The sequence below is a fragment of the Mesorhizobium sp. WSM4848 genome, assembly GCF_055811375.1.
Genome location: NZ_JBVVPX010000024.1, coordinates 52,850 through 76,140 on the forward strand (window position 1 = coordinate 52,850; position 23,291 = coordinate 76,140).

Annotated in this window: 25 protein-coding genes; 23 read left to right on the forward strand and 2 right to left on the reverse strand. The window is 61.5% G+C overall.

Annotated elements, in window-relative coordinates:
• Positions 1 to 6 precede the first annotated feature (6 nt).
• Positions 7 to 732 carry a L,D-transpeptidase gene (locus AC0L16_RS21145; protein ID WP_473623018.1) on the reverse strand — a complete coding sequence of 242 codons (726 nt, stop codon included), beginning with the start codon at positions 730 to 732 and terminating at the stop codon, positions 7 to 9.
• 237 nt (positions 733 to 969) lie between these two features.
• Here AC0L16_RS21145 and AC0L16_RS21150 point away from each other — a divergent pair, with 237 nt between their 5' ends.
• The 17 genes from AC0L16_RS21150 to AC0L16_RS21230 all read left to right on the forward strand — a co-directional run bounded on the left by AC0L16_RS21150 (position 970) and on the right by AC0L16_RS21230 (position 18,240).
• Positions 970 to 1,620: a type III secretion protein gene (locus AC0L16_RS21150; RefSeq protein ID WP_473623019.1), complete on the forward strand. Its 651-nt coding sequence runs from the start codon at positions 970 to 972 to the stop codon at positions 1,618 to 1,620.
• A 20-nt stretch (positions 1,621 to 1,640) separates the two neighbouring features.
• Entirely contained in the window at positions 1,641 to 2,300 is a 660-nt protein-coding gene (locus AC0L16_RS21155) for a hypothetical protein (RefSeq protein ID WP_473623021.1), read from the forward strand.
• Positions 2,301 to 2,351: 51 nt separating this feature from the next.
• Positions 2,352 to 3,149, forward strand: coding sequence for a type III secretion system inner membrane ring lipoprotein SctJ (gene sctJ / locus AC0L16_RS21160; RefSeq protein WP_473623087.1), 798 nt, complete (start codon positions 2,352 to 2,354; stop codon positions 3,147 to 3,149).
• Complete coding sequence (locus AC0L16_RS21165; RefSeq protein WP_473623022.1) at positions 3,146 to 3,769, forward strand: SctK family type III secretion system sorting platform protein; 624 nt, start codon at positions 3,146 to 3,148, stop codon at positions 3,767 to 3,769. The genes sctJ and AC0L16_RS21165 overlap by 4 nt, the downstream gene beginning before the upstream one ends.
• Before the next feature lie 5 nt (positions 3,770 to 3,774).
• Positions 3,775 to 4,395 carry a type III secretion system stator protein SctL gene (gene sctL, locus AC0L16_RS21170; RefSeq protein WP_473623023.1) on the forward strand — a complete coding sequence of 207 codons (621 nt, stop codon included), beginning with the start codon at positions 3,775 to 3,777 and terminating at the stop codon, positions 4,393 to 4,395.
• Positions 4,392 to 5,750, forward strand: coding sequence for a FliI/YscN family ATPase (locus AC0L16_RS21175; protein WP_473623025.1), 1,359 nt, complete (start codon positions 4,392 to 4,394; stop codon positions 5,748 to 5,750). Before sctL ends, AC0L16_RS21175 begins: the two co-directional genes overlap by 4 nt.
• Positions 5,737 to 6,225, forward strand: coding sequence for a hypothetical protein (locus AC0L16_RS21180; RefSeq protein ID WP_473623026.1), 489 nt, complete (start codon positions 5,737 to 5,739; stop codon positions 6,223 to 6,225). The genes AC0L16_RS21175 and AC0L16_RS21180 overlap by 14 nt, the downstream gene beginning before the upstream one ends.
• Positions 6,167 to 7,351, forward strand: coding sequence for a type III secretion system cytoplasmic ring protein SctQ (gene sctQ / locus AC0L16_RS21185; protein ID WP_473623027.1), 1,185 nt, complete (start codon positions 6,167 to 6,169; stop codon positions 7,349 to 7,351). Before AC0L16_RS21180 ends, sctQ begins: the two co-directional genes overlap by 59 nt.
• Positions 7,344 to 7,997, forward strand: coding sequence for a type III secretion system export apparatus subunit SctR (gene sctR / locus AC0L16_RS21190; RefSeq protein ID WP_473623029.1), 654 nt, complete (start codon positions 7,344 to 7,346; stop codon positions 7,995 to 7,997). Before sctQ ends, sctR begins: the two co-directional genes overlap by 8 nt.
• 18 nt (positions 7,998 to 8,015) lie before the next feature.
• Positions 8,016 to 8,285, forward strand: coding sequence for an EscS/YscS/HrcS family type III secretion system export apparatus protein (locus AC0L16_RS21195; RefSeq protein WP_287205261.1), 270 nt, complete (start codon positions 8,016 to 8,018; stop codon positions 8,283 to 8,285).
• 9 nt (positions 8,286 to 8,294) lie between these two features.
• A complete protein-coding gene (sctT, locus tag AC0L16_RS21200; protein WP_473623030.1) occupies positions 8,295 to 9,110 on the forward strand; it encodes a type III secretion system export apparatus subunit SctT in 816 nt (271 codons plus the stop codon).
• A 181-nt stretch (positions 9,111 to 9,291) separates the two neighbouring features.
• A complete protein-coding gene (locus tag AC0L16_RS21205; RefSeq protein WP_473623031.1) occupies positions 9,292 to 10,113 on the forward strand; it encodes a D-glutamate cyclase family protein in 822 nt (273 codons plus the stop codon).
• 151 nt (positions 10,114 to 10,264) lie between these two features.
• Positions 10,265 to 11,656, forward strand: a complete 1,392-nt coding sequence (gene eglC, locus AC0L16_RS21210; protein ID WP_473623032.1) for an endo-1,3-1,4-beta-glycanase EglC — start codon at positions 10,265 to 10,267, stop codon at positions 11,654 to 11,656.
• A gap of 90 nt (positions 11,657 to 11,746) precedes the next feature.
• Positions 11,747 to 13,501: a type I secretion system permease/ATPase gene (locus AC0L16_RS21215; protein WP_473623033.1), complete on the forward strand. Its 1,755-nt coding sequence runs from the start codon at positions 11,747 to 11,749 to the stop codon at positions 13,499 to 13,501.
• Complete coding sequence (locus tag AC0L16_RS21220; protein WP_473623035.1) at positions 13,501 to 14,811, forward strand: HlyD family type I secretion periplasmic adaptor subunit; 1,311 nt, start codon at positions 13,501 to 13,503, stop codon at positions 14,809 to 14,811. The genes AC0L16_RS21215 and AC0L16_RS21220 overlap by 1 nt, the downstream gene beginning before the upstream one ends.
• 82 nt (positions 14,812 to 14,893) lie before the next feature.
• Positions 14,894 to 15,211, forward strand: a complete 318-nt coding sequence (locus AC0L16_RS21225) for a hypothetical protein (RefSeq protein ID WP_473623036.1) — start codon at positions 14,894 to 14,896, stop codon at positions 15,209 to 15,211.
• A gap of 482 nt (positions 15,212 to 15,693) precedes the next feature.
• Positions 15,694 to 18,240, forward strand: coding sequence for an NAD-dependent epimerase/dehydratase family protein (locus AC0L16_RS21230; protein WP_473623038.1), 2,547 nt, complete (start codon positions 15,694 to 15,696; stop codon positions 18,238 to 18,240).
• A 473-nt stretch (positions 18,241 to 18,713) separates the two neighbouring features.
• Here AC0L16_RS21230 and AC0L16_RS21235 read toward each other — a convergent pair whose 3' ends face one another.
• Complete coding sequence (locus AC0L16_RS21235) at positions 18,714 to 19,079, reverse strand: DUF982 domain-containing protein (protein WP_473623039.1); 366 nt, start codon at positions 19,077 to 19,079, stop codon at positions 18,714 to 18,716.
• Here AC0L16_RS21235 and AC0L16_RS21240 point away from each other — a divergent pair.
• From AC0L16_RS21240 to AC0L16_RS21265, 6 genes are all read left to right on the forward strand, one after another.
• Positions 19,078 to 19,602: a metallophosphoesterase family protein gene (locus AC0L16_RS21240; protein WP_473623040.1), complete on the forward strand. Its 525-nt coding sequence runs from the start codon at positions 19,078 to 19,080 to the stop codon at positions 19,600 to 19,602. The genes AC0L16_RS21235 and AC0L16_RS21240 overlap by 2 nt on opposite strands.
• 140 nt (positions 19,603 to 19,742) lie before the next feature.
• Positions 19,743 to 20,897 carry a DUF3182 family protein gene (locus AC0L16_RS21245; RefSeq protein WP_473623041.1) on the forward strand — a complete coding sequence of 385 codons (1,155 nt, stop codon included), beginning with the start codon at positions 19,743 to 19,745 and terminating at the stop codon, positions 20,895 to 20,897.
• 179 nt (positions 20,898 to 21,076) lie between these two features.
• The gene (locus tag AC0L16_RS21250; protein ID WP_473623043.1) at positions 21,077 to 21,298 is read left to right on the forward strand and encodes a hypothetical protein; all 222 of its coding nucleotides are present in this window, start codon (positions 21,077 to 21,079) and stop codon (positions 21,296 to 21,298) included.
• Positions 21,298 to 21,591: a hypothetical protein gene (locus AC0L16_RS21255; RefSeq protein ID WP_473623044.1), complete on the forward strand. Its 294-nt coding sequence runs from the start codon at positions 21,298 to 21,300 to the stop codon at positions 21,589 to 21,591. Before AC0L16_RS21250 ends, AC0L16_RS21255 begins: the two co-directional genes overlap by 1 nt.
• A 360-nt stretch (positions 21,592 to 21,951) precedes the next feature.
• Positions 21,952 to 22,479 (forward strand): YciE/YciF ferroxidase family protein, encoded by a 528-nt coding sequence (locus AC0L16_RS21260; RefSeq protein WP_473623045.1) that lies wholly within the window; start codon positions 21,952 to 21,954, stop codon positions 22,477 to 22,479.
• Positions 22,480 to 22,685: 206 nt separating this feature from the next.
• Entirely contained in the window at positions 22,686 to 23,276 is a 591-nt protein-coding gene (locus tag AC0L16_RS21265; protein ID WP_473623088.1) for a LysE family translocator, read from the forward strand.
• Positions 23,277 to 23,291 lie beyond the last annotated feature (15 nt).

A 23,291-nucleotide genomic window follows, 5' to 3' on the forward strand; every position in this document is an offset into this window, starting at 1 on the left:
CGGCCATCAATGCCGCACAATGATCTGGCTGCCGATCTTCACGCGGTCATAAAGATCGATGACGTCGTCATTGGTCATGCGAATGCAATCGGAGGAGTTGGCCCGTCCGACGGTCCATGGCTGGTTGGTGCCGTGGACGCGATAGAGCGTGTTGCCGATATACAATGCGCGCGCGCCCAGTGGATTGTTCGGTCCTCCCTCGACATGCACAGGCAGGAAGCGGCCATTTGATGCTTCTCTGGATCGCATGTCGGCCGGCGGCCGCCAATCTGGCCAGATCTTCTTGGCCGAAATCGTGTCGCGGCCGGACCATTCCAATCCCTCCTTTCCAACGCCCACCGCGTATCGCAGCGCCCTGCCGTTGCCCAAAATGTAGTAAAGCCGCCGCTCCGTGGTGTCGATAACGATCGATCCCTTCGGTTGAGCCTCACTGAAATGCACGATCTCCCTCGGGATTGCTGACCAATCGCGCTGGGCTTCTCCATCGGGAGTCTGGTCGGGAGCGGAAGGCGAGACCAGCACATTTCTTGCCGGATCGTAAGTCCAGCTTCGTGGGTCATAACCGCTATTCGATTGGGCCTGCGCCGGCGCCATGGCGGCAATCGATATGAGAGCGATCAGAAATGCACGCAATCTCTGGTTAAGGCGCGGGCTCTGGATAAGGCGCGGGGTGACCCGGACCTTGCGTCCCGCAACCTTGACGGGAACAGGCAAGTTCGCAAGCAGGATCATTTGATTGCCGCCCAAGACCGATCTCTCTTCTGCATCCAGGCGTTCAGCTGGCGATCACCTGATTCCAGCGCGCACCATATCGCTTTGCAAGCGGTCCGCAACGTTTGGCACCAAATGCCTGCGCGCAATCCAATTGGACTTCCAATTCTGCAATGTGCACGATAGAGTGAATCGGCGGGTAAACCATTCAACCAGCGACGCGGGCCATCGCTCGTGCGTCCCTTTGTGATAGGACCAATGTTGACGGGACGCGACACCTGCCATGCGGATCGGTCGTTGGGAACCAGGGCGGTTTTTGCCGCCTGCGGTCTTGCGATGATCCTGGCGTTGGGCCTTGCCTCGTCGCCGGCCAACGCAGCCGAACCGCGCTGGCCTGCCGGCCCGTACAAATACATCACCGTCGATCAGTCGGTGGCCGACGCGCTGGTCGAACTGGGCCGCAACATGCGGGTGCCGATGCGTGTCAGCAAACTCGTAAAGGGGCGTTTGAGCGCCGGCATGCCGGTTGGAACGGCGCGCGAGTTCCTGCAAGAGATCTGCGATCGATACGGGTTGGTCTGGCATTTCGATGGCATCGTCATGAACGTCGCGACCGAAGCCGAGGTCCGGACGGAAATGATCGCGCTTGATGCCAACACGGCTGCCGGTGCGGAAGATCGGCTTTCGCGGCTGGGGGTCATCGACCCGAAGTTTCCGATAAAGGTGTCCACGCAGGACGATGTTGTCTCGGTATCGGGGCCGCCGTCCTATGTTGAACTTGTCAGGAAAACACTGGGAGTTCCTGCGGCGCCGAGCACCAGGCAGGAGGCTGGCAAAGTTGTTCCGGTCCGCGTTTTCCGCGGCAGGCAGGCGGAGGCGCAGAATGTTCCCTCCGGCAAACCGAACTAAGCAAGCAGGAGGGCAGGTTCATGCAAATCGCGCCGATTGGAGCCCTGGAAGCCACACTGGCGAACTTGACCACCAGCATAGCTTCGCAGCAGCAGATCACCGCCGGCACGACAGCGCAGCCGGGTAACCGAATGGTGGGTGCCAATCAGGAAAAACATGATGCGGCGAAGGTTAGTATGCCTGAACGCGGTGATGTCGCCACGCGGGCAGGCCAGCAGGTGGCGCAGGCGTCTTCGGGAGCCAATCCGGCAATGGCCGGACAATCCTCCAAACTGGCCTCCAAACTGGAAAAGACCGAGCCGATCGCCGAACACAAGCTCTTCGACTATCTGGCCGAGGTGGAGAAGGCTGGGGGCGGGGCGCTCACGGATCCGTCTGCATTGTTCGGTTCTGCGGTTCAGTCGCTGGAAGGGACCATGCAGCAGGTCCAGAAGGCGCTTGGCCAGGCAAACGCTCCCGTGAATGCTGAAACGGCTACCATGCAGGATGGCGCAAGCAAGACCGCCCCGTCAGGCAAGGCCCCGTCAGGCAAGGAAGACGAAAACGCCACCGCAAAAAATGCCGAGCAACTGCTCGAACGATCCATTTCGGTGATGTGGGCAGCCGCCAATCTCGAAGTGGTCACCAGCAGCGTAACGGCCGTTACGTCGTCCACCAGCACGCTGATCAAGCAACAGTAAGCCTACGGAGTGTTCGTGCACACGATATCCTTGCCGCAGCGGTCGACACTAGTGAATCGATGCGGCGTCCGGTGCCGCGTCGCGCTCGTCGTGCTGAGCATGCTTGTGCTCCAGGCGTGCTCGGTCGAGCTGTATTCCGACCTCAACCAGCGGCAGGCCAACGAGATCGTAGCCACGCTGATGCGTCATGGCATCCCGGCCCAACGCGTGGCGGGCAAGGACGGCAAAATGACGGTTTCGGTGCAGAAGGACCGTTTCGCCGAAGCTATGGCGATTCTCGACGAAAGCGGCTTGCCCAAACAGGAATTCCAGACGCTCGGCGACGTGTTCAAGCGAGACGGGCTTGTATCCTCGCCGGTCGAAGAGCGGGCGACGATGATTTATGGCCTGAGCCAGGAACTGTCGCAGACTATTTCGGACATCGACGGCGTGCTTTCGGCGCGCGTTCATCTCGTCCTGCCCGAAAACGATCCGCTGAGGCAGCGGCTGGTGCCGTCGTCCGCCTCCGTTTTCATCCGGCATCGCGCATCCGTTCCGATGAATGAGCTGATCCCGCAGGTCAAGATGCTGGTGGCCAAAGGCATCGCCGGGCTGACTTATGACAATGTATCCGTCACGCTCATTCCGGTGACCGCGGCAGTTCCCGAGCACGCAACCGGCGAGCCAGGTTTCACGACGTTCCTCGGCCTCTGGCTGCATCCCGACAGCGTCGCCGCCGCGATGTGGCTGTTTTACGGCATGACGGCGGCACTCTTGGCGCTGGCTGCCCGCTTGGCTTACGTCCAGTGGTATCGACGACCCGGCGTTTACGCGCTCGACGCTTCGGCCATGCCGGTGAAGAAGACATGATCCAGACCGGCTCGAAGCAAACTGCCAGCCCGGAATGGCAGGCATTCATGGCCAATCCCGCATTCTATGCGGATGCGGCCCGGCTGGCGCAGTGCTTTGACGGCACGATTGGCGAGGCTGCCTGCGAGCGGATGTTGCGGTCGCAGCGCCTGCAGGAGCGATTGTCAGAGCTTCTGCTCGACCGTTACGGCCTCAGCGGCGCCGTCTCCAACGAACCAGCCGATGAGATAGACTTGGCGATTGCTTTGTCGTCGGGTGAGGAGTTGGAGGACCTTGCGCTTCGCGCCGGCGCGATCTACTGGGCCGGCAGTCTGGCCCCCGTCATCGATGGACGCCAGGCCGCGGCGCTACAGGCAGCACTCGGCGCGGAAATCTGCGCTTTCGCAGTCGCCAACCGCGATCTGGCCGGTCCTATGCAGCCGTTGGAGCCGCTGGAAGACATTCTTCGTCGTGTCCATGCCGACGGCCTGCGTTGCCTTGGCGCCTGGTGTCAGGCGATGCGGGGCGAAACCAGCATGCGGGTCCGCCTCAAGCTGATGCCGCATGCGCTTGTTGACCAGCCGACAGCCGAACCATTTGCCGAAGCTGGTCCGGCGATTGTTCGACGGGCGATGGGTTAGCAAAGATGGTCGAACCGGGCAAAGCGACCACTGCCGTGCCGAGGCGCCCCGTCGCCCGCATCCTGCGCGCTGCCGAGGCACGCGCCTGGCAGGATGGGCACGCTTTTCTCGACGAAGCCAGGCGTGATGCGCAGCAGTTGCGTGACGCCGCTCGGCGAGCCTATGCGGCCGAATACGCGCAGGGCTATGAAGATGGCAAGGCGCAAGGCGACACGGACGCCGCGCGTTTGGTCAGCGAGACCGCGGTCAAGGTCGACCGCTATCTCGGTGGGCTGGAAGCCGAAATCGTCAATCTGGCTCTCGATGTCGTCAGGCGCGTGCTGGGAGAATTCGACGCCAGCATGCTGGTCGCCAAGGCGGCCGCGCAGGCCGTCACTGAAATTCGCCGCGTCAAATATCTGAAGGTCCGACTTCATCCTGCTTCCGTCAGCAGGGTTCGCGACGAACTGAACGCGGTCCTGCGCGAGAGTGACCTGGGCATGACGGTCGAGATCGACGCGGACGATACGCTGGCGACGGGCGCCTGCATCCTTTTGACCGACATTGCCGTCATCGACGCCAGCATCGAGGCACAGCTCGACGCCATTGCCGCCGCGATTTCATCAAAGGCCGAGGCGGCGGCATGACAAGTCCCGCCACCAAGCTCGAGAGCCGCCTCGCATCGATCGTCCCGAACCTGCGTTCCGGCCTGCGTGACGATGCCAGCCGACCCAGGAAAGGGCGTGTACGGCGGGTCACCGGCACGGTCATTCACGCGACGGTGGAGGAGGTTCGGATCGGCGAAATCTGCGAACTCCTCGATCCAAGGACCGGCACGGCGACCAAGGCGGAAGTCGTTGGGCTCATGGACGAGATGGCGATCCTTGTTCCGCTTGGCGATCTCACCGGCCTTTCAAGCCTCACCGAGGTCATTGCGACCGGAAAGACCCAAACGGTGCCCGTCGGGCCCGGCCTGCTTGGTCGGGTGATCAGCGCGTTCGGCGAGCCATTGGATGGCAAACCGCTTTCGCCGGATGGCATTGCCGGCAGCTATCCGGTCAACGCCTATCCGCCGTCGCCGCTGGAGCGCAGCTTGATTTCCGAGCCTATCCAGCTCGGAATCCGCGCCCTCGATGGGCTTCTCACCTGCGCGCGTGGGCAGCGCGTCGGCATCTTCGGCGAGCCTGGCGTCGGCAAGTCGATCCTGCTTTCGGATATCGTTAGCGGCACCGATGCAGATGTTGCCGTGGTGGCGCTTGTCGGCGAACGCGGACGTGAAGTGCGCGAATTCATCGAGCATCAGCTTGGGCCGGAAGGGCTGGTGCGCGCAGTCATCGTCGTCGCGACGTCCGACCGGCCGGCGATCGAGCGCGTCAAGGCCGCCTATGTGGCAACCAGCATCGCCGAATATTTTCGCGACCAGGGCAAGCATGTGATGCTGGCAATGGACAACATCACGCGCTTTGCCCGTGCGCAGCGCGAGATTGGCCTTGCTTCAGGCGAGCCGCCGACGCGTCGCGGTTTTCCGTCTTCGCTTTTTGCTGTTCTGCCCCGGTTGCTCGAGCGCTCAGGGCCTGGCCGCGTCGGCTCCATTACAAGCCTCTACAGCGTCCTTCTGGAGGGCGATGGCACGCTGGACCCGGTTGCCGAAGAAATCCAGGCGCTTCTCGACGGCCACGTCTTTCTGTCGAACGAGCTTGCGCAGCGCAATCATTTCCCGGCCATCGACGTGCTGCGCAGCCGCAGTCGCCTCATGGACACGGTGGTGCCGGCTGAGCATCGGTCGGACGCCGGCCGCTTGCGGGAGTTGCTCGCCCGCTACGCCGACGTCGAATTGCTGCTGCGCGTCGGCGAATACGAAAAGGGCAGCGATGCGGTGGCGGACGAGGCGGTGGCGAAGATCGACACCATCAACGCCTTCCTGCGACAGCCGTCCGCCACCCACGAGACAATCGAGCAGACACGCGAACGCATGCGGGGGATCGTCAATGAAGGATCGTGACATGATCGCACGATTGCGCGACCTCAGGCGCCACGGTGAACAGCGCGCAAACGAGGCGGTCATCAGGAGATACGCCGCTGCGCAGCGGGCCGCCGGGGCGGTTCGGGAGGCGGCCGCCGCGGTCAGCGAACACCTGCAGCACACAGTCGACGCTGAGGATGCAGCATTCGGTTCGCTTGTTGGACAACCGGTGAAGGCCGCCACCCTCTATCGGCTTCAGGGACAGTTCGAGAACGCCGCCAGGCAAACCGAACAGCTCCGGGAAAACCAGAAGATGGCCGGCGTCACCGAGCAACGACGCAAAACGGAGTTATCGGCCGCCCGCAACGATCATCGCGCCAGCATGAAGGCGGTGACGAAGCTGGACGGGCTGTTGCAGCATCTGACCAAGCGCACTGCGCGTCGCAGCCTGGCGCTTGCCGAGCTTTCAGAGGAAGACGAGCGCAATCCACTGCGCTTGCCCACAGAACGATAGTCCAATCCGTGATCGTGAATATGGAAGTGTGATGCCTCAGGCCTTGGCGTCGGCAAAAAAGAAAGCGCGCGCAGAACCGGTCAGACGCACAGGCTCGAGCGTTAGCGAGCCGCTGACATTGGAATCTGTTGCGGCCGTGGAGGTTGTGGCATTGAACGCCTTCTACCGCCGCCGTGCTCCCGCGCAGATCACCATTGCCGGGAAAACCATGTCGATCGCGGCCGTCTGGCCGGCGCCGAACCGTCAGGACCAGCCGTTGTGCACGATTGCGTTCACTCTCGGAGACGCGACGGGCAAATTGCGCTTGCCGTTTTCTGTTGTCGAACGGGGTCTTGCTAAGGCTGACGAGCTGATCGACGTGAAACGGCTGGCGCCCGCTCACGCCGCACTGCTGCTGGAGTCCGAATTCGAAAAAGATCTCGAATGGATCGAGAGCAGGCTCGGCGCGACGATCACTATTACGTCGATCGAACAAGAAGACAGCGTTCTGGACGAAACCGCGCTGGCTTTCGCCCTGACCGGCAAGGATGAAACCATAGGTTGCGCCTTGCACACCGACAGCGTCGATCTGGCCGTGCGGGCCGGGGCATTTCTCGACGCGATCGGCAAAGCGAGCCCCCCGGTCCCTGCCGAATTCCCGTTGCCCGTCTGCCTCTGGCGCCACGCGCTTACAATCAGCCTTGGCGAGCTTCAAAGTCTGCAACCTGAGGACGTGGTACTCTTCGATGACGAAGAGGAAGAGGCGGCATTGGTCATTGCCGAGCGGCTTTATGCCCCGGCCGTGCTGACTGCCAGCGGGCCGCAACTGCTTGCCGCGCCGACGGCAATCGCTGGATCGAAATGGGAGTGGACCATGAACCAAAACACGCCGCCGCATGCCGACCAGGTATTGGATGAGGCAACTCTGGACGAGCTGCCGGTTGCGCTTGCCTTCGAGCTCGGCCGCACGGCGATGCCGCTCGGCGAGGTAAGGCAGCTTGCGCCCGGCGCCATCGTTCCGCTCGCCAATGTGACGAAGGAGACGGTCGACATCATCGCCAATGGCAAACGCGTCGGCCGTGGCGAGATCGTGCGGATTGGGGAGAGCCTGGGCGTGCGGATTGCCCGCATGTTCGACAATGCTTGACAATTCGCCCAACCTGCTTGGGATCCTGATTGCCGTCGGCTTTGTCGGTTTGCTGCCGCTGGCAGTCGTCACCATGACCGGGTTCCTGAAAATCTCGGTCGTGCTGTTCCTCATCCGCAACGCGCTCGGCGTCCAGCAGATGCCGCCCAATCTGGTCCTCTACGGCATAGCGCTGGTGCTCACGGTCTATGTCACGACGCCGTTGCTGAGCGAGATGTCGGACCGGCTTCAGGAAGGGCAGGTTCAGTTCCAGACGACCGACGACCTCGCCAGGGCGGCGCAACTGGCGAGGGAACCATTGCAGCAGCACCTGATCAAGTTCACCCAGCCGGAAGAGCGGCAGTTCTTTCTCGACGGGACCAACCGCCTGTGGCCGGAACAGGTACGACAAAATCTGAAGGACGACGATCTTTCGATACTTGTTCCTGCCTTTGTCGCGTCCGAGCTTACACGGGCGTTTGAAATCGGCTTTCTGCTTTATCTTCCCTTCCTCATCATCGACATCGTCGTTGCCAACATCCTGATGACGCTCGGCATGATCATGGTCTCGCCGGTCCTCATTTCGGTCCCGCTGAAACTGTTCCTTTTCGTCGCCATAGATGGCTGGTCGCGGCTGATGCACGGCCTGATCCTGAGTTACGTCTGACGCCGCCGGGAGGTTTGCATGAGCAATGACTTCATCCTGGCGAAGGTCCAGGGCGCGCTGCTGACGGTGCTGTTCGCGTCAGGCCCGGCGATTATCGCGGCGCTGGCCGTCGGCATCCTGGTCGGGCTGGCCCAGGCGCTGACGCAAATTCAGGACCAGTCCCTGCCGCAGACGATCAAGCTTGTCGTGATCCTGCTGGTCATCATCGTCTTCGGCCCACTGCTTGGCCAGCAGATCGCCGAGCAGGCCTCGACGGCGCTGGACGAATTTCCCGTCGTCACGCGTTGAGGCGCGCGGATGCCGGTCGAACCTTTCTTCGCGTCGGTCAAGGAGCTTCAGTTGTTTCTTCTGGCGGGAGCTTTCGCGCTCGCCCGCATGACCGGGTTCATGCTACTGATGCCGCTCTTTTCGCGTGTGCCGCTGTCGGGCCTTCTGCGCAACGGCGTTGCCCTGGCGCTGGCGGTTCCGGTCTTTCCGATGATCGTCGACAGACTGACGAACACCGACATCGCGACGACGATGATCGTCGCCTACATGCTCAAGGAGGTCGTCGTCGGGGTAACGCTCGGGCTGGCGATGGGCATTCCGTTCTGGGCGGCCGAGGCCGCTGGCGATATCCTGGACCTGCAGCGCGGCTCGACGATGGGGACGCTGATCGATCCGATGATGACCCATGAGACAAGCGCCACCGGCACCTTGCTCGCCATCATCATGGTTACGGTCTACCTGGCCGCCGGCGGCCTCGAGCTTTCCTTGACCAGCCTTTACGACAGCTATGGCCTGTGGCCGATCGACCAGCTTCTGCCGGTGTTCAGCAAGGACGCAGCCGGCATCTTCCTCGATCTGCTGAACCGCATTCTGATGATGGCCTTGACCCTGGTTTTCCCGCTCATCATCAGCATGCTGTTGTCCGACCTTGTGCTGGCCTTTTTGGCGCGCGCCTCGCCGCACCTCAACGTTTTTGCGCTTTCGCTGATCGTGAAGACGCTGGTGTTTAGCCTCGTCTTCGTCCTCTATTCGGCTTTCCTGCTCTTCTACATGGAGCGCGACCTTGGCTTCCTGCACGAGGCAGGCCGACAGATAGAAGCGATCGGCTGCCGCAGCTGTCAATGACAGCAAGAAGCTTGGGACAAAGGCAAGGTTTGCGCAAGCGTCGATCGTAGGATGAAGCAATCGTTGGCCGGCCAATAAATACAATTTATCGTTGAGGAAAGATTCTGACGATTTGACAAGCAGCCGAGCCGCCAACGATCTTACGCCCTCCCGACTTGTCTCTGAAACGCGCTCGGAATCCATGGCTCGCCTGACCACTTCACCGATCTTCGAGGACCTGCGACTGGTCGATGCGGACAGGCTGCGCAGGCTTGTCAGAATGGGCGCCTATGAGGGGCATACAGGGGGGCTGGTGCACGGCAAGCTCCAGGCCAATGTGGTGATTGTGCCCCGCAGCTTTGCCAGCGATTTCCACCAGTTCTGCATCCGCAACCCGAAACCCTGTCCATTGGTCGGCGTCAATCGCGCCGGCAGCCCATTGATCCCGGCGCTGGGCGAAATCGACATCCGCACCGATGCCCCCCAGTACAACATCTATCATTTCGGCGAGCTGACCCGTCGGAGGACGGACATCATCGACCTGTGGCAGGATGATTTTGCCGCTTTCGCGCTCGGCAGTTCGCTGACCGTCGAAGCTGCACTTGCCGAAAAGAAACTGAGCCGCATCGGCTGCGGCAGGGCCTCACCCAAGTTCAAAACCAGGATCCAGACTTGCCGCGTCGGACCGTTTGGTGGCGAAATGGTCGTCTCGATGCGTCCGATAAGCCGTTGCGATGTCGACAGGGTTCGCGCTCTCACCGCACGCTTCCCGCATGCCCACGGCTCTCCCATCCATGTCGGAGATCCCACGCTCATCGGAATAGCCGACTTGATGGCTCCCGATTGGGGCGATGCGGTGAAAATCATGGACGGGGAGGTCCCTGTATTCTGGGCCAGCAGCATCACCGCGCAGGATGCACTTGCTCGTGCCGAACTGGCGACCTCGATCACGGTATCGCCGGGGCACATGCTGATCACCGATGTGGATGCACGAGCCGATGCCGGCGCTTTCAAAGTCTACTAGCAGTTCATCTGGCTTCGGGCCGGCAAATAGTCCCACGACGTGTTAAGCTTTTGCTAACTCTCCCAAGTGGAAAACCAAAACGAGCTGGCTCCTTTTGCCCTTCATAGATGTTAGGGCTGCTATCCAGCGAGACAAAGGAGAAAAGACCGCGATGGCCACGGTTCTGAACGCCAAGGGCGTTCCACTTCCCTACAGCGGGTCCTCCGTGAAGTGGTACTCGGCGACGAGTTCCAGCTCAACACTTTATGGCAGCACATACAACGACTCGATGTATGGGGACGGCAACGTCACCGTCACAATGCGTGGCGGTAAGGGCGATGACATCTATTATCTGTATTCCTCGAAAAACAAGGCGGTCGAGCTGTCCGGCGAGGGGGTGGACACCATCTCGACCTGGATGAGCTACAAGCTCCCAGCCAATTTCGAGAACCTGACGGTCACCGGCGACAAACGCTATGCTTTCGGAAACGAGCTGAACAACATCGTTAGCGGCGGCTCCGGTCAACAGACGCTCGACGGCTTAAAGGGCGATGACGTGCTCAAGGGCGGATCCGGGGCGGACATTTTCGTCGTCAACCCCGGCAACGGCAGTGATCTGATCCTGGACCTTGGCGCGACGGATACGGTTCGCGTCGGGAGCTACGGCTTCACCTCCTTCGAGGAGGTGCGCGCCAACATGGTCCAGTCGGGAGCGAACGTCCGACTTAATCTGTCCGATAGCGAGTTTCTCGTCTTCGCCAACGAGACCATCGGCGATTTCACCGCAAGCCAGTTCAAGCTGGCCGTGGACAGGTCGGCTCTGGAACTCACCTTTTCGGACGAGTTCGACACGCTGGACCTGTGGAACGGCTCGAGCGGCACCTGGGATTCGAACTACTGGTGGGGGGCCGCGAACGGCAGCACGCTCACGACCACAAACGATCTTCAATGGTACATCGATACCGACTACGCCCCGACACGGTCCGTCAATCCGTTCAGCATTGAGGACGGTGTTCTCACGATTACCGCCGCCCGGGCTCCTGAGGCGATCCGGCCCTATATAAATAATTACCAATACACGTCAGGTATGCTGACGACCTACGAATCCTTCGCGCAGACCTACGGCTATTTTGAGATTCGGGCCGATATGCCCGAAAAACAAGGAGCATGGCCGGCCTTCTGGCTTCTCCCGGAGGACGGCTCCTGGCCACCGGAACTGGACGTCATCGAGATGTTCGGTCAGGATCCAAACAAGCTCATCCTGACAGGCCACTCGAACGCGACGGGAACTCATACAACAGTGGGCTCGACGGCCTATACCGCGGATACCGGAGGGTTCCACACATACGGCGTGCTTTGGACAGAAGACGAACTCGTCTGGTATTTCGACGACGTCGAAGTCGCTCGTGCCGCAACGCCTGCCGACATGCATGACCCGATGTATATGCTGGTGAATATGGGGATCGGTGGCCAAGCGGGAGCGCCCGCCGACGGGCTCGCGACCCCTGCGGAAATGCAGATCGACTACATCCATGCCTATGCGTTGCAAGATTGGATTATCTAACATTTGACAGATGGGCTCGGCACCGACAATTTCGTCATCAGGCCTGATTTCGGGCGCGTCATTGCTGCCTGAGACCGAACTGGAACTGATTTGAAGCCGACGTCGCATCCCATTCCACCTGAACCGCCGCGGACGACACTCGCGGCGGTTCTGGCCGCGTTTCGGCGAGCGTTGGCAGGAATTGCATTGATGAGCGGCGTCGTCAATGTTCTGGCGCTGACCGGCTCGTTCTTCATGCTGCAGGTCTACGATCGCGTCATACCCGGCCGCAGCGTGCCGACGCTCGTCGGGCTTGCCGTGTTTGCCGGCACGCTTTTCGTCTTTCAGGGCGTTCTCGAACTCATCCGGTCGCGTTTGCTGGTGCGCATCGGCATGGCGCTGGACGCGCGCTTGAGCGGACAGGTCTATGCCGCCCTCATGCGTTTGCCGCTGCGCACCAAGCTCGCAGGCGACGGCCTTCAATCCTTGCGTGATCTTGACCAGGTGCGATCGTTCATGTCGAGCGCCGGTCCGACCGCGCTTTTCGACCTGCCATGGATGCCGCTCTATCTCGCAATCTGCTTCCTGTTCCATTTCTGGATCGGCATGACGGCGCTGGCCGGCGTGGTCATTCTCTTCAGCCTGGCATTGCTTGCCGAAATTCGCACAAGAGAGCCCGCCAGAAAGGCAAACAGTCAAGCGGCAGCGCGCAATACACTTGCCGAAGCGACGCGCCGCAATGTCGAGGTTCTGCAGGCCATGGGCTTTGGCTCGCGCATTGCCGAGCGCTGGTCCAGCGTCAACGCTGATTATCTAAACACCAACGCAACGGCCAGCGACCTTGCCGGGACGCTCGCAACGATCGCGAAGATCCTGCGCATGATGCTGCAATCGGGCATATTGGCGATCGGCGCGTATCTGGTCATCCATCAGCAAGCGACCGGCGGCATCATGATCGCCAGTTCGATCATGATGAGCCGGGCGCTCGCACCGATCGAACTGGCTATCGCCCACTGGAAGGGCTTCGTCACCGCCCGCCAGGCCTGGACCCGGCTGACCCAGCTTTTGGTCCTGCTTCCCGAAACTGCGACAAGTGTCTCGCTGCCTGCGCCGAGATCTGCTCTTTCGGTCGAAAGTATCAGTGTCACACCGCCGGGGGAGCGCCGTGTGGTCGTGCAGGACGCCACCTTTGCACTGGAAAAGGGCGTCGGCCTCGGCATCGTCGGACCAAGCGCTTCGGGAAAATCATCGCTGGTTCGGGCAATTGCCGGCATATGGCTCCCGATCCGCGGAACCGTCAGGCTGGATGGCGCAACGCTCGACCAGTGGTCGCCGGAAGAGCTGGGCAGCCATGTCGGCTATCTGCCGCAGGATGTGCAACTGTTCGACGGCACCATTGCCGAGAATATCGCGCGCTTCGAGCCGCAGGCGCCCTCGGACAAGATACTGGCGGCTGCGCGCGCGGCCGGCGTTCATGATCTGGTCATCCACCTGCCGAATGGCTACGAGACGCGCATCGGCGAGGCCGGGTCGGCGCTTTCGGCCGGCCAGAGGCAACGGGTGGCGCTTGCCCGGGCTCTTTACGGCGATCCGTTTCTTGTTATTCTCGACGAGCCTAACTCCAACCTCGATGTGGAAGGCGAGGCCGCGTTGACGATGGCGATCCAGGGTGTTCGCGCTCGAGGCGGTATTGCCATCGTGGTCGCACACCGGCCGAGCGCGCTGGCCAGCCTGGATCAGGTTCTCGTGATGGCGAATGGCCGTATTCAGGCCTTTGGCCCGAAGAATGAGATCTTGAGCAAGATCACCCGCCCAGCCGGCGTTCCCTTGAAGGTCGTTTCCGGGCTTGAGGAGTCGGCATCCTGATGGCGCAACGCACGATATTCGCGGCCGATCGCACTATTCGACGCTATCTGCTTGGCGGTGTCGCAACCTGCATCCTGCTGGTCGGCGGGGCGGGGAGCTTGGCCGCCGTCACCGAACTTTCCGGAGCTGTTATTGCTTCTGGAAAGCTGGTCGTCGATTCCAGCGTCAAGAAAGTGCAGCATCCCACCGGTGGCGTGGTCGGTCAGATCCTCGTCCGAGAAGGCGATGCGGTAAAGGCGGGCCAGGTTTTGATCCGCCTGGATGAGACCATCACCCGGGCCAATCTGGCGATCGTCACCAAGAGCCTGGACGAATTCGAGGCGCGCCTGGCTCGCCTTGAGGCCGAACGCGACGGCAAAGCAAGCATCAGCTTTCCAGCTTCGCTTGTGTCACGCCAGGATGCCCCCGAGATTGGTCGGGCGATGGCCGGCGAGCAATCTCTGTTCGAATTTCGCCGACAGGCGCGCTCCGGTCAGAAGGCTCAGTTGGCAGAGCGCATTGCGCAGCTTGCCGAAGAAGTTTCCGGCTTGACCGAGCAAAGAGAGGCCAAGAGCCAGGAAATCAAGTTGATCGGGTTTGAGCTCGAAGGCATGCGTAGCCTGTGGCAACGCAAGCTGGTTTCGATCGATCGCATCACTGCGCTTGAACGCGATGCCGTGCGGCTCAAAGGTGAGCACGGGCAACTGACTGCGGCCATTGCGCAATCAAAGGGTCGTACCTCCGAAATCCGTTTGCAGATCATCCAGATCGACCAGGATTTGCGCAGCGAAGTGGCGAGCGAACTGCGTGACGTCCAGGCAAAGATCTCCGAATCCGTCGAGCGCAAGGTTTCGGCCGAAGATCAGCTCAAACGCATCGATATACGCAGTCCGCAGAACGGTGTCGTTCATCAGCTTGGCGTGCACACGGTCAGTGGCGTCATTTCTCCGGGCGAGCTCATCATGCTGATTGTCCCGGTGACAGACGACCTGACCGTCGAGGCGCGCGTGGCACCCCAAGACATCGATCAATTGACGCCAGGGCAAAGCGCGACCCTGCGGTTGTCGGCATTCAATCAGCAAACGACGCCGGAACTGAACGGAGCCGTCAGCAAGATTTCCGCCGATCTCAATGTCGATGAGAAAACAGGCACCGGCTTTTACACCGTGCATGTTGTTTTACCGCGCACAGAGCTTAGCCGGCTCAAGGGCGTGGCCCTGGCGCCAGGCATGCCTGTCGAGGTGTTCTTTTCGACCGGCACCCGCACCATGCTGTCCTATCTCGTGAAACCCTTGGCGGATCAGATCCAGCGAGCTTTCAGGGAGCAGTAGGCTCTCTCGGCGAGCCGACGAGCTGAATTCCGGAACAAGGACGCGATTTTGCCGTTTCGCCTAAAACTGGAAGCGGTCCCACATGTCCGAGTTGACGAATGAAGAGATCGAGGGGCGGCTCAATGCCCAGCGAGAGACTCTGGCGCTGGTCGTCGCGCTGCTTGCCGGCCTCGACGCGACTTCCGAGCGAATATGGGCCGAACTGGAGGCCCGTTTTCAATTCCAGAACAATCAGGAAGACCCCGGCGCCCTGCCAAGCAGCGCGTTCGCCATTGAGAGCGCGATGATGCGGGAGTTCAAGCTGATCTTCGAGGAAGCGCGGGCACGCCAGGTGGAATGGAACACAGACAAGCCGTCCACAAGCGGCGCCAGTTCCTCTGGACAGGGGATGGGTCTTTGACTGACGGTGGCTGCCATCATCTCTGACGCTGGGGATTAGCCACAGGCCACCATGCCTTCGTCATCCCAGGGTCTCCGCCGCGTCGCTTCGCTCCTTGCTTGCCCCAGGATGACAAAGGGAGGGATGCATTCGCTAGTCTCAAAGGTTTGCGATTCGCTGCTGACTCGACGTTCACTGCCGATCGCCGATCTGTCAAAATCACTGTGCCGAGGAAAGCTGAAAATCGCGGTCGAGGGCATCGCTGGAGGTTCGTGCGAGCGTTGCGCCCGGGGGGCACAGTACCGAATGGCGGGGCGGCACAGATCCACTCCGGACGGGAAAGCCATATTTTTCTGGCCCGACTCGGAAACATTTCCGGCATGCCGGTGTTTACCGCACTAAGTGGGCGCGAGGCGCAGTTCCAAATTGCCGGGCGGGCCGAGCAAGGCCGAAGCGCATCGCGCCATTGGTCCGCTCTTCCAACGCGAACGGGCCTGGGACTTATGGCAAATCACGGCACGACCCTTCCGACGGTTCTTATCACCGGCAGCAGCGGCTTCCTGGGGCAGGCGATAGCGCGAGGCTCGATCGACCGCTATCGCGTCATCGGCCTCGACGTCGCAAAACCCAAGCATGCCCCCGCCGGCATGGAGACGATCGAGATCGATCTCACCTCCGATGAGGGCGTGAGCAGGGCTGTGCAGGCGGCACGGGAGCGCAGCGGCGACCGCATCGCGTCGGTCGTCCATCTTGCCGCCTACTACGACACAACCGGCGAGGACAACCCGAAATATGACGCCGTCACCGTCAAGGGCACGCGCCGGCTGCTGAAGGCGCTGACGGCGGTCGAGACCGAACAGTTCGTGTTCTCCAGCACGCTTCTCGTCCATGCGCCAAGCCCGGAGAAGGGCGCGAAAATCAATGAGGACTCGCCGCTTGACCCGGCCTGGGCCTACCCAAGATCGAAGGCCGAAACCGAGGCGCTGATTTCGAGGGAGCGCGGCCAGATCAAGACGGTGATCCTGCGGCTCGCCGGCGTCTATGACGAAAAATGCCGGGCGGCCTTCATTGCCCAGCAGATCGCCCGCATCTTTGAGCGCTTGCCGACCGCTTATCTGTTCGCCGGCGATATCACCGCCGGCCAGCCCTATCTGCACAAGGACGATCTCGTCGATGCGGTGGCGCGCACCGTCGACCGGCGCGCCGAACTTCCGGCCGAGACCGTGTTTTTGATCGGCGAAGAAGACACACCGTCATACGAGGAGATGCAGAAGCGCATCGGCCGGCTTATCCATGGCGAGGACTGGCGGACCCTGGCGCTGCCGAAGCAACTGACGAAGCTGGGCGCCTGGGTGCAGACGGAGGTGCTCGATCAGGACACCGACATCAAACCGTGGATGATCGAGAACTCGGACGATCATTACGAGATCGACGTCTCGCGGGCCAAAACCCTGCTGGGCTGGGCGCCCAGACACAATCTGCTGGACACATTGCCGGAGATGATCCGCCGGCTGAAGCATGACCCGACGGACTGGTACGCGGCCAACAAGCTCGATCCGCCGGTTGTCGCGGCTTCCAACCCCGAGATCGAGCAGGCCGAAAGGCGCCTCAAGGGACCGCTCGAGCGAAGCAAGGAAGACGTCGAAGCGGCGATAAAACGGCATCGGTCGAGGACGCTCTGGGCGCCGATGACCAACGCTGCGCTTGGGCTGTGGCTGGTCACCTCGCCAATGACGGTTGGCCTGTTCGATCCCGTCACAGCCGCGATACCTCCCGCTCTGGGGCACGCTGTCGCGGAGCCGCAATTGCGCAACGCAGGCCTCGGCGTCAGCGAGATCGTTTCCGGCCTGCTGGTGACGGTCTTTGCGTTGATGGGCATGTCCCGACGCTGGCGCTGGGTGCAGTGGATCACTGCGTCGCTCGGCGTTTGGGTGATGCTGGCGCCGTTGCTGTTTTGGACGACCAGCGCCGCCGCCTATGCCATCGACACGCTCGTCGGCATGCTGATCGTCGCCTTTGCGGTGATGATCCCGCCGACCCCTGGCATCAGCCGCCGCGCGCTGGCGGCCGACGACGACATTCCGCTGGGCTGGACCTATTCGCCATCGACCTTCACGCAGCGGATTCCGATCGTGGCGCTGGCCTTCGTCGGCCTGTTCGTCTCGCGCTATCTCGCCGCCTTCCAGATGGGCCACGCGGATGGGCTGTGGGATCCGTTCTTCGGCCCCGGCGGCGCGCCGGTGCGCAACGGCAGCGAGGCGGTGGTGACGTCATGGGTCTCAAAAGGTTTCCTGATCGCCGATGCCGGGCTCGGCGCGCTTGCCTATTGCCTGGATATCCTCGCCGGCGCGATCGGCGACCGCCGGCGCTGGCGCACCATGCCGTGGATGGTGCTCCTCTTCGGCTTGCTGATCGTTCCGCTTGGGGTGGTCAGCGTCTCCTTCATCATCATCCAGCCACCGCTGATTGGCGCGCTGTGCACGCTCTGCATTCTCCAGGCGGCCGTCACTGTGGTGCTGATCCCTTACTCCGTCGATGAGGTGCTGGCGACGATCCAGTATCTCTGGGGCGCGACGAGGGCGGGCGAGCCGTTCTGGCGTACCTTCTGGATGGGCGGACCGGCGCTGTCGGAGAACCAGACGCCCGGACCCGACCTCGACCGCCCGGTTTTCGAGGTGCTGAAGGAATTTGTCACCGGCGGCGTCAACTTCCCCTGGACGCTTATAGCAAGCACGCTGCTCGGCGCCTTGCTGATGACGACGCCATTGATCTTCGGCACGCAGCCACCGCTTTACTTCAGCGATCACGTCGTCGGCTGTCTCATCATCATGGTCGCAGTCACGGCCATGGCCGAAGTGGTCCGGCCGGTGCGCTTCCTCAATGTCGTGCTTGGCGCATGGATCGCGGTGTCCCCCTTCTTGCTTGCCGGCGGTGAAACCCAGGCGATCGTGGCGGACGTTGCGATCGGTCTGGCGCTGATCGTGCTCAGCCTGCCGCGCGGCACGCGCAGCGACCAGCACTATGGCGGTTGGGATCGAGCGATTGTCTGACCGGCTCGACTTCAGCACCTGGCCCGCGGCCGATATCGTCAGGGTCCAGAGTGCACACCGGGACATCAGAGCGTCACGACGATGCAGAACCTTTGATGTCGGCGGGACAGCGCCCTGGGGTGCTGTCCCGCCGACCAAGACTTGGGTTTAAAGCCCCCCCCGCGCGGGGGGGCAGGGGGGGCGGCGCGGGCCCGCGGGGGGGCGGTGGTGATTGGGCCGCCCCCCCCCCGAACCACTCTTGGGGCCCCCCCCCCCCGCCCGGGGGGGGTGTGGGGGCCGCGGCGCGCCCGGAGAGGGGGCCTTTCGTAAGGCGCAGCCCCCCTCTCCGTCTCGGCTTCGCCGAGCCACCTCTCCCCCACTCTCGTGGGGGCGAGGAACCCAAGCTGGAATAAAAACCGCGATCCGTCCCACTCCTTGTGGGGGAGATGTCCGGCAGGACAGAGGGGGGCGCGAAGGATCACTGTGTCGAGAAATTAGATCTGCTCGCCGAGCAGGATCCTCGCGTCCTTGGCCGCGACGATAAACGCCTGGCGCGCGACCCTTGGCGGCTTTTCGCCGCGGATAACAGCAAGGCAGGCTGCGATTGCAGCCAGTCGCGTCCTGGAGGCCGGCGTCGGCCAGTCCCTCAGCAGCACTTCGGCCGCATCGGAGACAGACAAAACAACCCTGTCACGATCGATCCGGCCGGGTTGAACGACAATTGGCTTTCTGAAAACGTCTCGTGCGCACGACACTCTCCAAAGCGAGGAGTATGTTAGCCCGTCTGATCTTGTTCGCCGCCTCAAATTGCAGCTGGAAGGCGAGGTTCGGACAACGTCCGCAAAGGCTGTGACGACCATGATCTATTTCACGGCCGACACACATTTCAGCGATCCCCGCATTCTGCGCATTGATCGCCGCCCATTCGGCACGCTGGCCGAACATGATCGAGCGCTGATCTCGTTCTGGAACGAAACCGTCAGCCCCGATGACGAGATCTGGCATCTCGGCGACTTTGCCAAGGGATCGGCCGAATTCGTTGCATCGCTGCTGCCGTCTCTCCATGGCGAGAAGCATCTGATCATCGGCAACAACGATGGCGCGGCGACCATAGAGGCTGCGGGTTGGTCCAGCACACAACATTACAAGGAACTGACGATCGACGGCAGGTTGCTGATCCTTTGCCACTATCCGTTTCGCACCTGGAATCAGATCGGCAAGAAATCGATCAATCTGCATGGCCATTCCCACGGCAGGCTGAGCCGGGTTACGCGCCAGTACGATGCAGGCGTCGACAGCTGGGATTTCCGCCCGGTCACCCTTTCCGCCATCCTTGCAAGCCGACGCCGGCGAACGGTCGGCCGGGAAATCCAACGCGAATGATTAAAAACGCGGATCGTCCCGAGCCTGCCTAGCCGGGCTGAACGTTTCTGCCATCTGCTGCGTTCTCCCGGGGCAGGGCGCGTACGGACCGCAACATCGGCGCCCAATTGGCATAACGATGAAGCAGCGGAACGAGCGAGATGACCGAGCACAGAGGCACTCAGCCGAGCCAGCCAAAAGGCACCGTGATCGCATTCTCCGCGCCGGGCTGCGAGCCTCTCTACGCGCACGAGCGGGAAGCCATAGCTGCCGTCGCCCGCACCATTGCCACCCTCAAGGGGTTTGCCTTCCGGCAGGGTCTAGGCAACAGCAGCGGCAATGGCGGGGGCTTGTACTTCGTGCCGGACGACAGCCTGCTTGCCAGCGATGCGGCGCGGCTGGGCATCAACGGGCCGCAAGACCTCTTCGGCGGCGTGGTGCCTTGGCGCTTCGCAACGACCAAGGCGATAACCCACGAACTGGTCGACGACTTGGCCGCACGACCGAAAGAATGGTCAACCGGCTTCGGCAGAACTGTCGCCGCCGCAGTATTGCCTGGCTACACCGTGTTTTCGCGGCACGATGCGCTGCGAGCAACGCGACGCCTGCTGAGGCTCGGGCCGGCCCGACTTAAGCCGCCGCATGCCTCGCGAGGCCAGGACCAGCACATCGTTCGCACGCTCGCTGACGTCGAGAGACTGCTCGAGCAATACCGCTCCCCCGACTTGGACGAGTGCGGTCTGGTGCTCGAAGCCGACCTTCGTGACGTCGTCACATTGAGTGTCGGCAGAACCGAGATCGACGAAATCATGGTCGCCTACTACGGCACTCAAACGACGACGACCGATAATGCGGGACAATCCGTTTATGGCGGATCGGATCTCATTGTAGTGCGCGGCGGATGGCAAGCTCTCGAAGACCTTCAGCTTCCTCGCGCACTGGCTTTGGCAATTGCGCAGGCGAGGGCCTATGACGCGGCGATGGCTGAGTATCCTGGTTTTTTTGCCTCGCGGCGCAACTACGATATCGGCCAGGGTGTCGATTCGTCGGGTATCTGGCGATCCGGTGTGCTCGAGGCCAGCTGGCGCATTGGCGGCAGCAGTACTGCCGAGCTTGCGGCAATAAAAATTATGAAGCAGGACCCGGAGATCCAACTGGTGCGTGCGTCCGCAGTCAAGACGTTCGGCAATACCAGCCGGCTACCTGACAACGCGGACGTGCACTTTCAAGGAGAAGACCCCGATGATGGTCCGATCACGCGCTATACCGTCGTCACCCATGCGACCCGGGAGCCGCCAAAGAAAGCGGCGGGTTAATGTCCCAAGCTCGGTGCGATCGTCTTGCACTGTTGGACTTGCCTTGCGCGTCGATGGTCGCTGCACAACCCGGTGCCATTTGCGCCGGTTTATGAGCGTCAGATTAAACCCCAAAACGCTTAGGCCAGGGAACATCCGTGGGTAGCACGCGTTCAATAACGTTATCCAGCGGGGCGCCCATGCCAACCATCTACAACAAACGGCAGGATTCGGAGGGCCTGTGGGAAGTCTATGACGACGAGAGCGAGGAAGCCGTCGTGGTTGACGGTTTGCCGCTTTCCGGGCTCGATGAACTCGAAGCCAATGAGGCCATTCGAAAACTCAAGCGGGGTGAGGTGACCTCCGACAACATTCCGCCGACGGCCCAGTCTGGCTGGCCTCCGTCCAAAGACGGCATATAATGGATGCAAGCGTCCTGCCCCTGCGCGAGCGAGGTTGCACGGGCCACATTTCCAGTGCATTCTTGCTGGCGTCGATGACCAAACAGTATCTTAACCACCAGTTGGAATGCCCTTATTGTCTGACAATAAGGCTGAGGATTCCGGCCGACGCCGGCCCTGAGGACCGGATCGTTTGCGACGACTGTGGCGAATTCCTGGGTACATGGGACGATCTGCTTACCGATTTTGAGAGGCAGGGCGGACAGGATGGGGTGTTCCGTCTCGACAAGGGCCGTATCAGGCGGATCGATTGAGCCGATTGCCCGGCGCGGTCTCACGGGGCTCGGGCCCGCAAGAGGAGCGGCTGCGCCTGCGGTCGCCGGCGAAACCCTTTGCAGCATCTGGCCCATGCATGTCGCGCAAAAGCATGCCCTCGGCCTGGCCCAGGGCCTGACCCGAGGGCGTGCAGCGGTTTTGCGATAACGACATGCATAAAACAACAACCTAAAGCGCGTCGGATGAGGCCGGTCAAATGCGACGCGCTTTATACGACCCCGAGGCATCGGAAAATTTCCAGCGGCTCGAATCATCAGGGAACTTGTTGCCGGCCGGCGGGGTTATCGGACGCCTTTCCTAGTTAGGGAGGCTAGCTCCAACCCCAGCGGGAGACGACCATGCCAACTGCGAAGAAAGCCGCGAAAGCGACAACCAAGGGTCTTGAGGACCTGTTCCTCGACGGGCTCAAAGATCTTTACTACGCCGAAAAGAAAATACTGAGGGCGCTGCCGAAAATGGCGAAAGGTGCGGAGTCGGAAAAAGTGACTGCTGCGTTCGAAAAACATCGCATGGAAACGGAAGCTCACGTCGACCGCCTCGAGGAAGTGTTCGAGAAATTCGGCAAGGCAGCACGCGGCAAGACCTGTCCGGCGATCGACGGCATCATTGAAGAAGGCTCTGAAATCCTCGAAGACTATGAAGGTGCTCCTGCACTCGATGCCGGACTGGTCGCAGCGGCGCAAGCCGTCGAGCATTACGAGATCGCCCGGTACGGCACTCTTATCGCCTGGGCCGAACAGATGGGAAAGGCCGATGTTGCCGCCCTTCTCAAAGCGACGCTCAAGGAAGAGGTCGCAACGGACGAAGCGCTGACGGGTCTAGGCGAGGGGGGTGTCAACCAACGCGCTCTTCAAGCGGCCGCATAATTCCTTGTGCCACCGGGTTGCGGAGCCCCGGCAGGAATCGCCAGGGCTCCGCTCCGAAGAGGCAGGTATCGGGCTTGCCATCCGGAATTCTTGAACCGGCCTGACTGACTGGCAGTTGCAGGAAAGGCACTGCGCAGTTGTCAGGCGGAGAGAGCAGGATCATGGATCCCGTGTTGTGGATAGCTTTCCTGGGGACAGTAATCTCGATGCAGGCCCCGCCCGGCCCCGACAGCATGCTTGTGACGGCACGCGGAATTGCTCACGGACGAAGTACGGCGTTTTTCACGGTGCTGGGCATGACCGTTGGTGCGGGGCTCGTTCAATTGCCTCTCCTCGCGTTAGGCGTGTCTTCATTGGTTGGGGCGTCGCCCCTCGCATTCAGTCTGCTCCGATGGTCTGGCGCCGCTTACCTTTGTTGGCTCGGAATAAGCCTATTGCTCTCGTCAGCCACGGAAATTGTCATCGAAGAGCATAGAAATCTTGGTCCGCTAGCGGCTGCAAGAGAAGGAATGATCGCCAACCTCATAAATCCCTGGCCAATGATGTTCATGGTTGCGTTCCTGCCGCAATTCGTTGACCCGGCTCGAGGATCGGTGACGCTGCAATTGCTGTTGCTGGGTGGCACACAAAAAATCACAGGTGTATTGGTGCTAGGCGTGTACGCACTCGCGTCCGGTGCGGTTGGCGAGTGGATCCTGAACCAGCCAAAGATAAGGCTCTGGCAACAGCGCATCGCCGGCTGTTTTATCATTGGCCTGGGCATTCGCATGGCCGTGAGTGGCGGAGCAACCCGTTAAACTAGCCGACCCCCG

What these genes read in the sequence shown, in the direction of transcription:
- AC0L16_RS21175 (WP_473623025.1), top strand. Translation starts at nt 4,392, where the DNA reads ATGACAAGTCCCGCCACCAAGCTCGAGAGCCGCCTCGCATCGATCGTC.
- AC0L16_RS21255 (WP_473623044.1), top strand. Translation starts at nt 21,298, where the DNA reads ATGGATGCAAGCGTCCTGCCCCTGCGCGAGCGAGGTTGCACGGGCCAC.
- AC0L16_RS21205 (WP_473623031.1), top strand. Translation starts at nt 9,292, where the DNA reads ATGGCTCGCCTGACCACTTCACCGATCTTCGAGGACCTGCGACTGGTC.
- AC0L16_RS21145 (WP_473623018.1), bottom strand. Translation starts at nt 732, where the DNA reads ATGATCCTGCTTGCGAACTTGCCTGTTCCCGTCAAGGTTGCGGGACGC.
- AC0L16_RS21265 (WP_473623088.1), top strand. Translation starts at nt 22,686, where the DNA reads ATGCAGGCCCCGCCCGGCCCCGACAGCATGCTTGTGACGGCACGCGGA.
- sctT (WP_473623030.1), top strand. Translation starts at nt 8,295, where the DNA reads ATGCCGGTCGAACCTTTCTTCGCGTCGGTCAAGGAGCTTCAGTTGTTT.
- AC0L16_RS21165 (WP_473623022.1), top strand. Translation starts at nt 3,146, where the DNA reads ATGATCCAGACCGGCTCGAAGCAAACTGCCAGCCCGGAATGGCAGGCA.
- AC0L16_RS21250 (WP_473623043.1), top strand. Translation starts at nt 21,077, where the DNA reads ATGCCAACCATCTACAACAAACGGCAGGATTCGGAGGGCCTGTGGGAA.
- AC0L16_RS21220 (WP_473623035.1), top strand. Translation starts at nt 13,501, where the DNA reads ATGGCGCAACGCACGATATTCGCGGCCGATCGCACTATTCGACGCTAT.
- sctR (WP_473623029.1), top strand. Translation starts at nt 7,344, where the DNA reads ATGCTTGACAATTCGCCCAACCTGCTTGGGATCCTGATTGCCGTCGGC.
- AC0L16_RS21150 (WP_473623019.1), top strand. Translation starts at nt 970, where the DNA reads ATGTTGACGGGACGCGACACCTGCCATGCGGATCGGTCGTTGGGAACC.
- AC0L16_RS21180 (WP_473623026.1), top strand. Translation starts at nt 5,737, where the DNA reads ATGAAGGATCGTGACATGATCGCACGATTGCGCGACCTCAGGCGCCAC.
- AC0L16_RS21225 (WP_473623036.1), top strand. Translation starts at nt 14,894, where the DNA reads ATGTCCGAGTTGACGAATGAAGAGATCGAGGGGCGGCTCAATGCCCAG.
- AC0L16_RS21260 (WP_473623045.1), top strand. Translation starts at nt 21,952, where the DNA reads ATGCCAACTGCGAAGAAAGCCGCGAAAGCGACAACCAAGGGTCTTGAG.
- AC0L16_RS21240 (WP_473623040.1), top strand. Translation starts at nt 19,078, where the DNA reads ATGATCTATTTCACGGCCGACACACATTTCAGCGATCCCCGCATTCTG.
- AC0L16_RS21235 (WP_473623039.1), bottom strand. Translation starts at nt 19,079, where the DNA reads ATGGTCGTCACAGCCTTTGCGGACGTTGTCCGAACCTCGCCTTCCAGC.
- AC0L16_RS21155 (WP_473623021.1), top strand. Translation starts at nt 1,641, where the DNA reads ATGCAAATCGCGCCGATTGGAGCCCTGGAAGCCACACTGGCGAACTTG.
- AC0L16_RS21245 (WP_473623041.1), top strand. Translation starts at nt 19,743, where the DNA reads ATGACCGAGCACAGAGGCACTCAGCCGAGCCAGCCAAAAGGCACCGTG.
- AC0L16_RS21230 (WP_473623038.1), top strand. Translation starts at nt 15,694, where the DNA reads ATGGCAAATCACGGCACGACCCTTCCGACGGTTCTTATCACCGGCAGC.
- eglC (WP_473623032.1), top strand. Translation starts at nt 10,265, where the DNA reads ATGGCCACGGTTCTGAACGCCAAGGGCGTTCCACTTCCCTACAGCGGG.
- AC0L16_RS21195 (WP_287205261.1), top strand. Translation starts at nt 8,016, where the DNA reads ATGAGCAATGACTTCATCCTGGCGAAGGTCCAGGGCGCGCTGCTGACG.
- sctL (WP_473623023.1), top strand. Translation starts at nt 3,775, where the DNA reads ATGGTCGAACCGGGCAAAGCGACCACTGCCGTGCCGAGGCGCCCCGTC.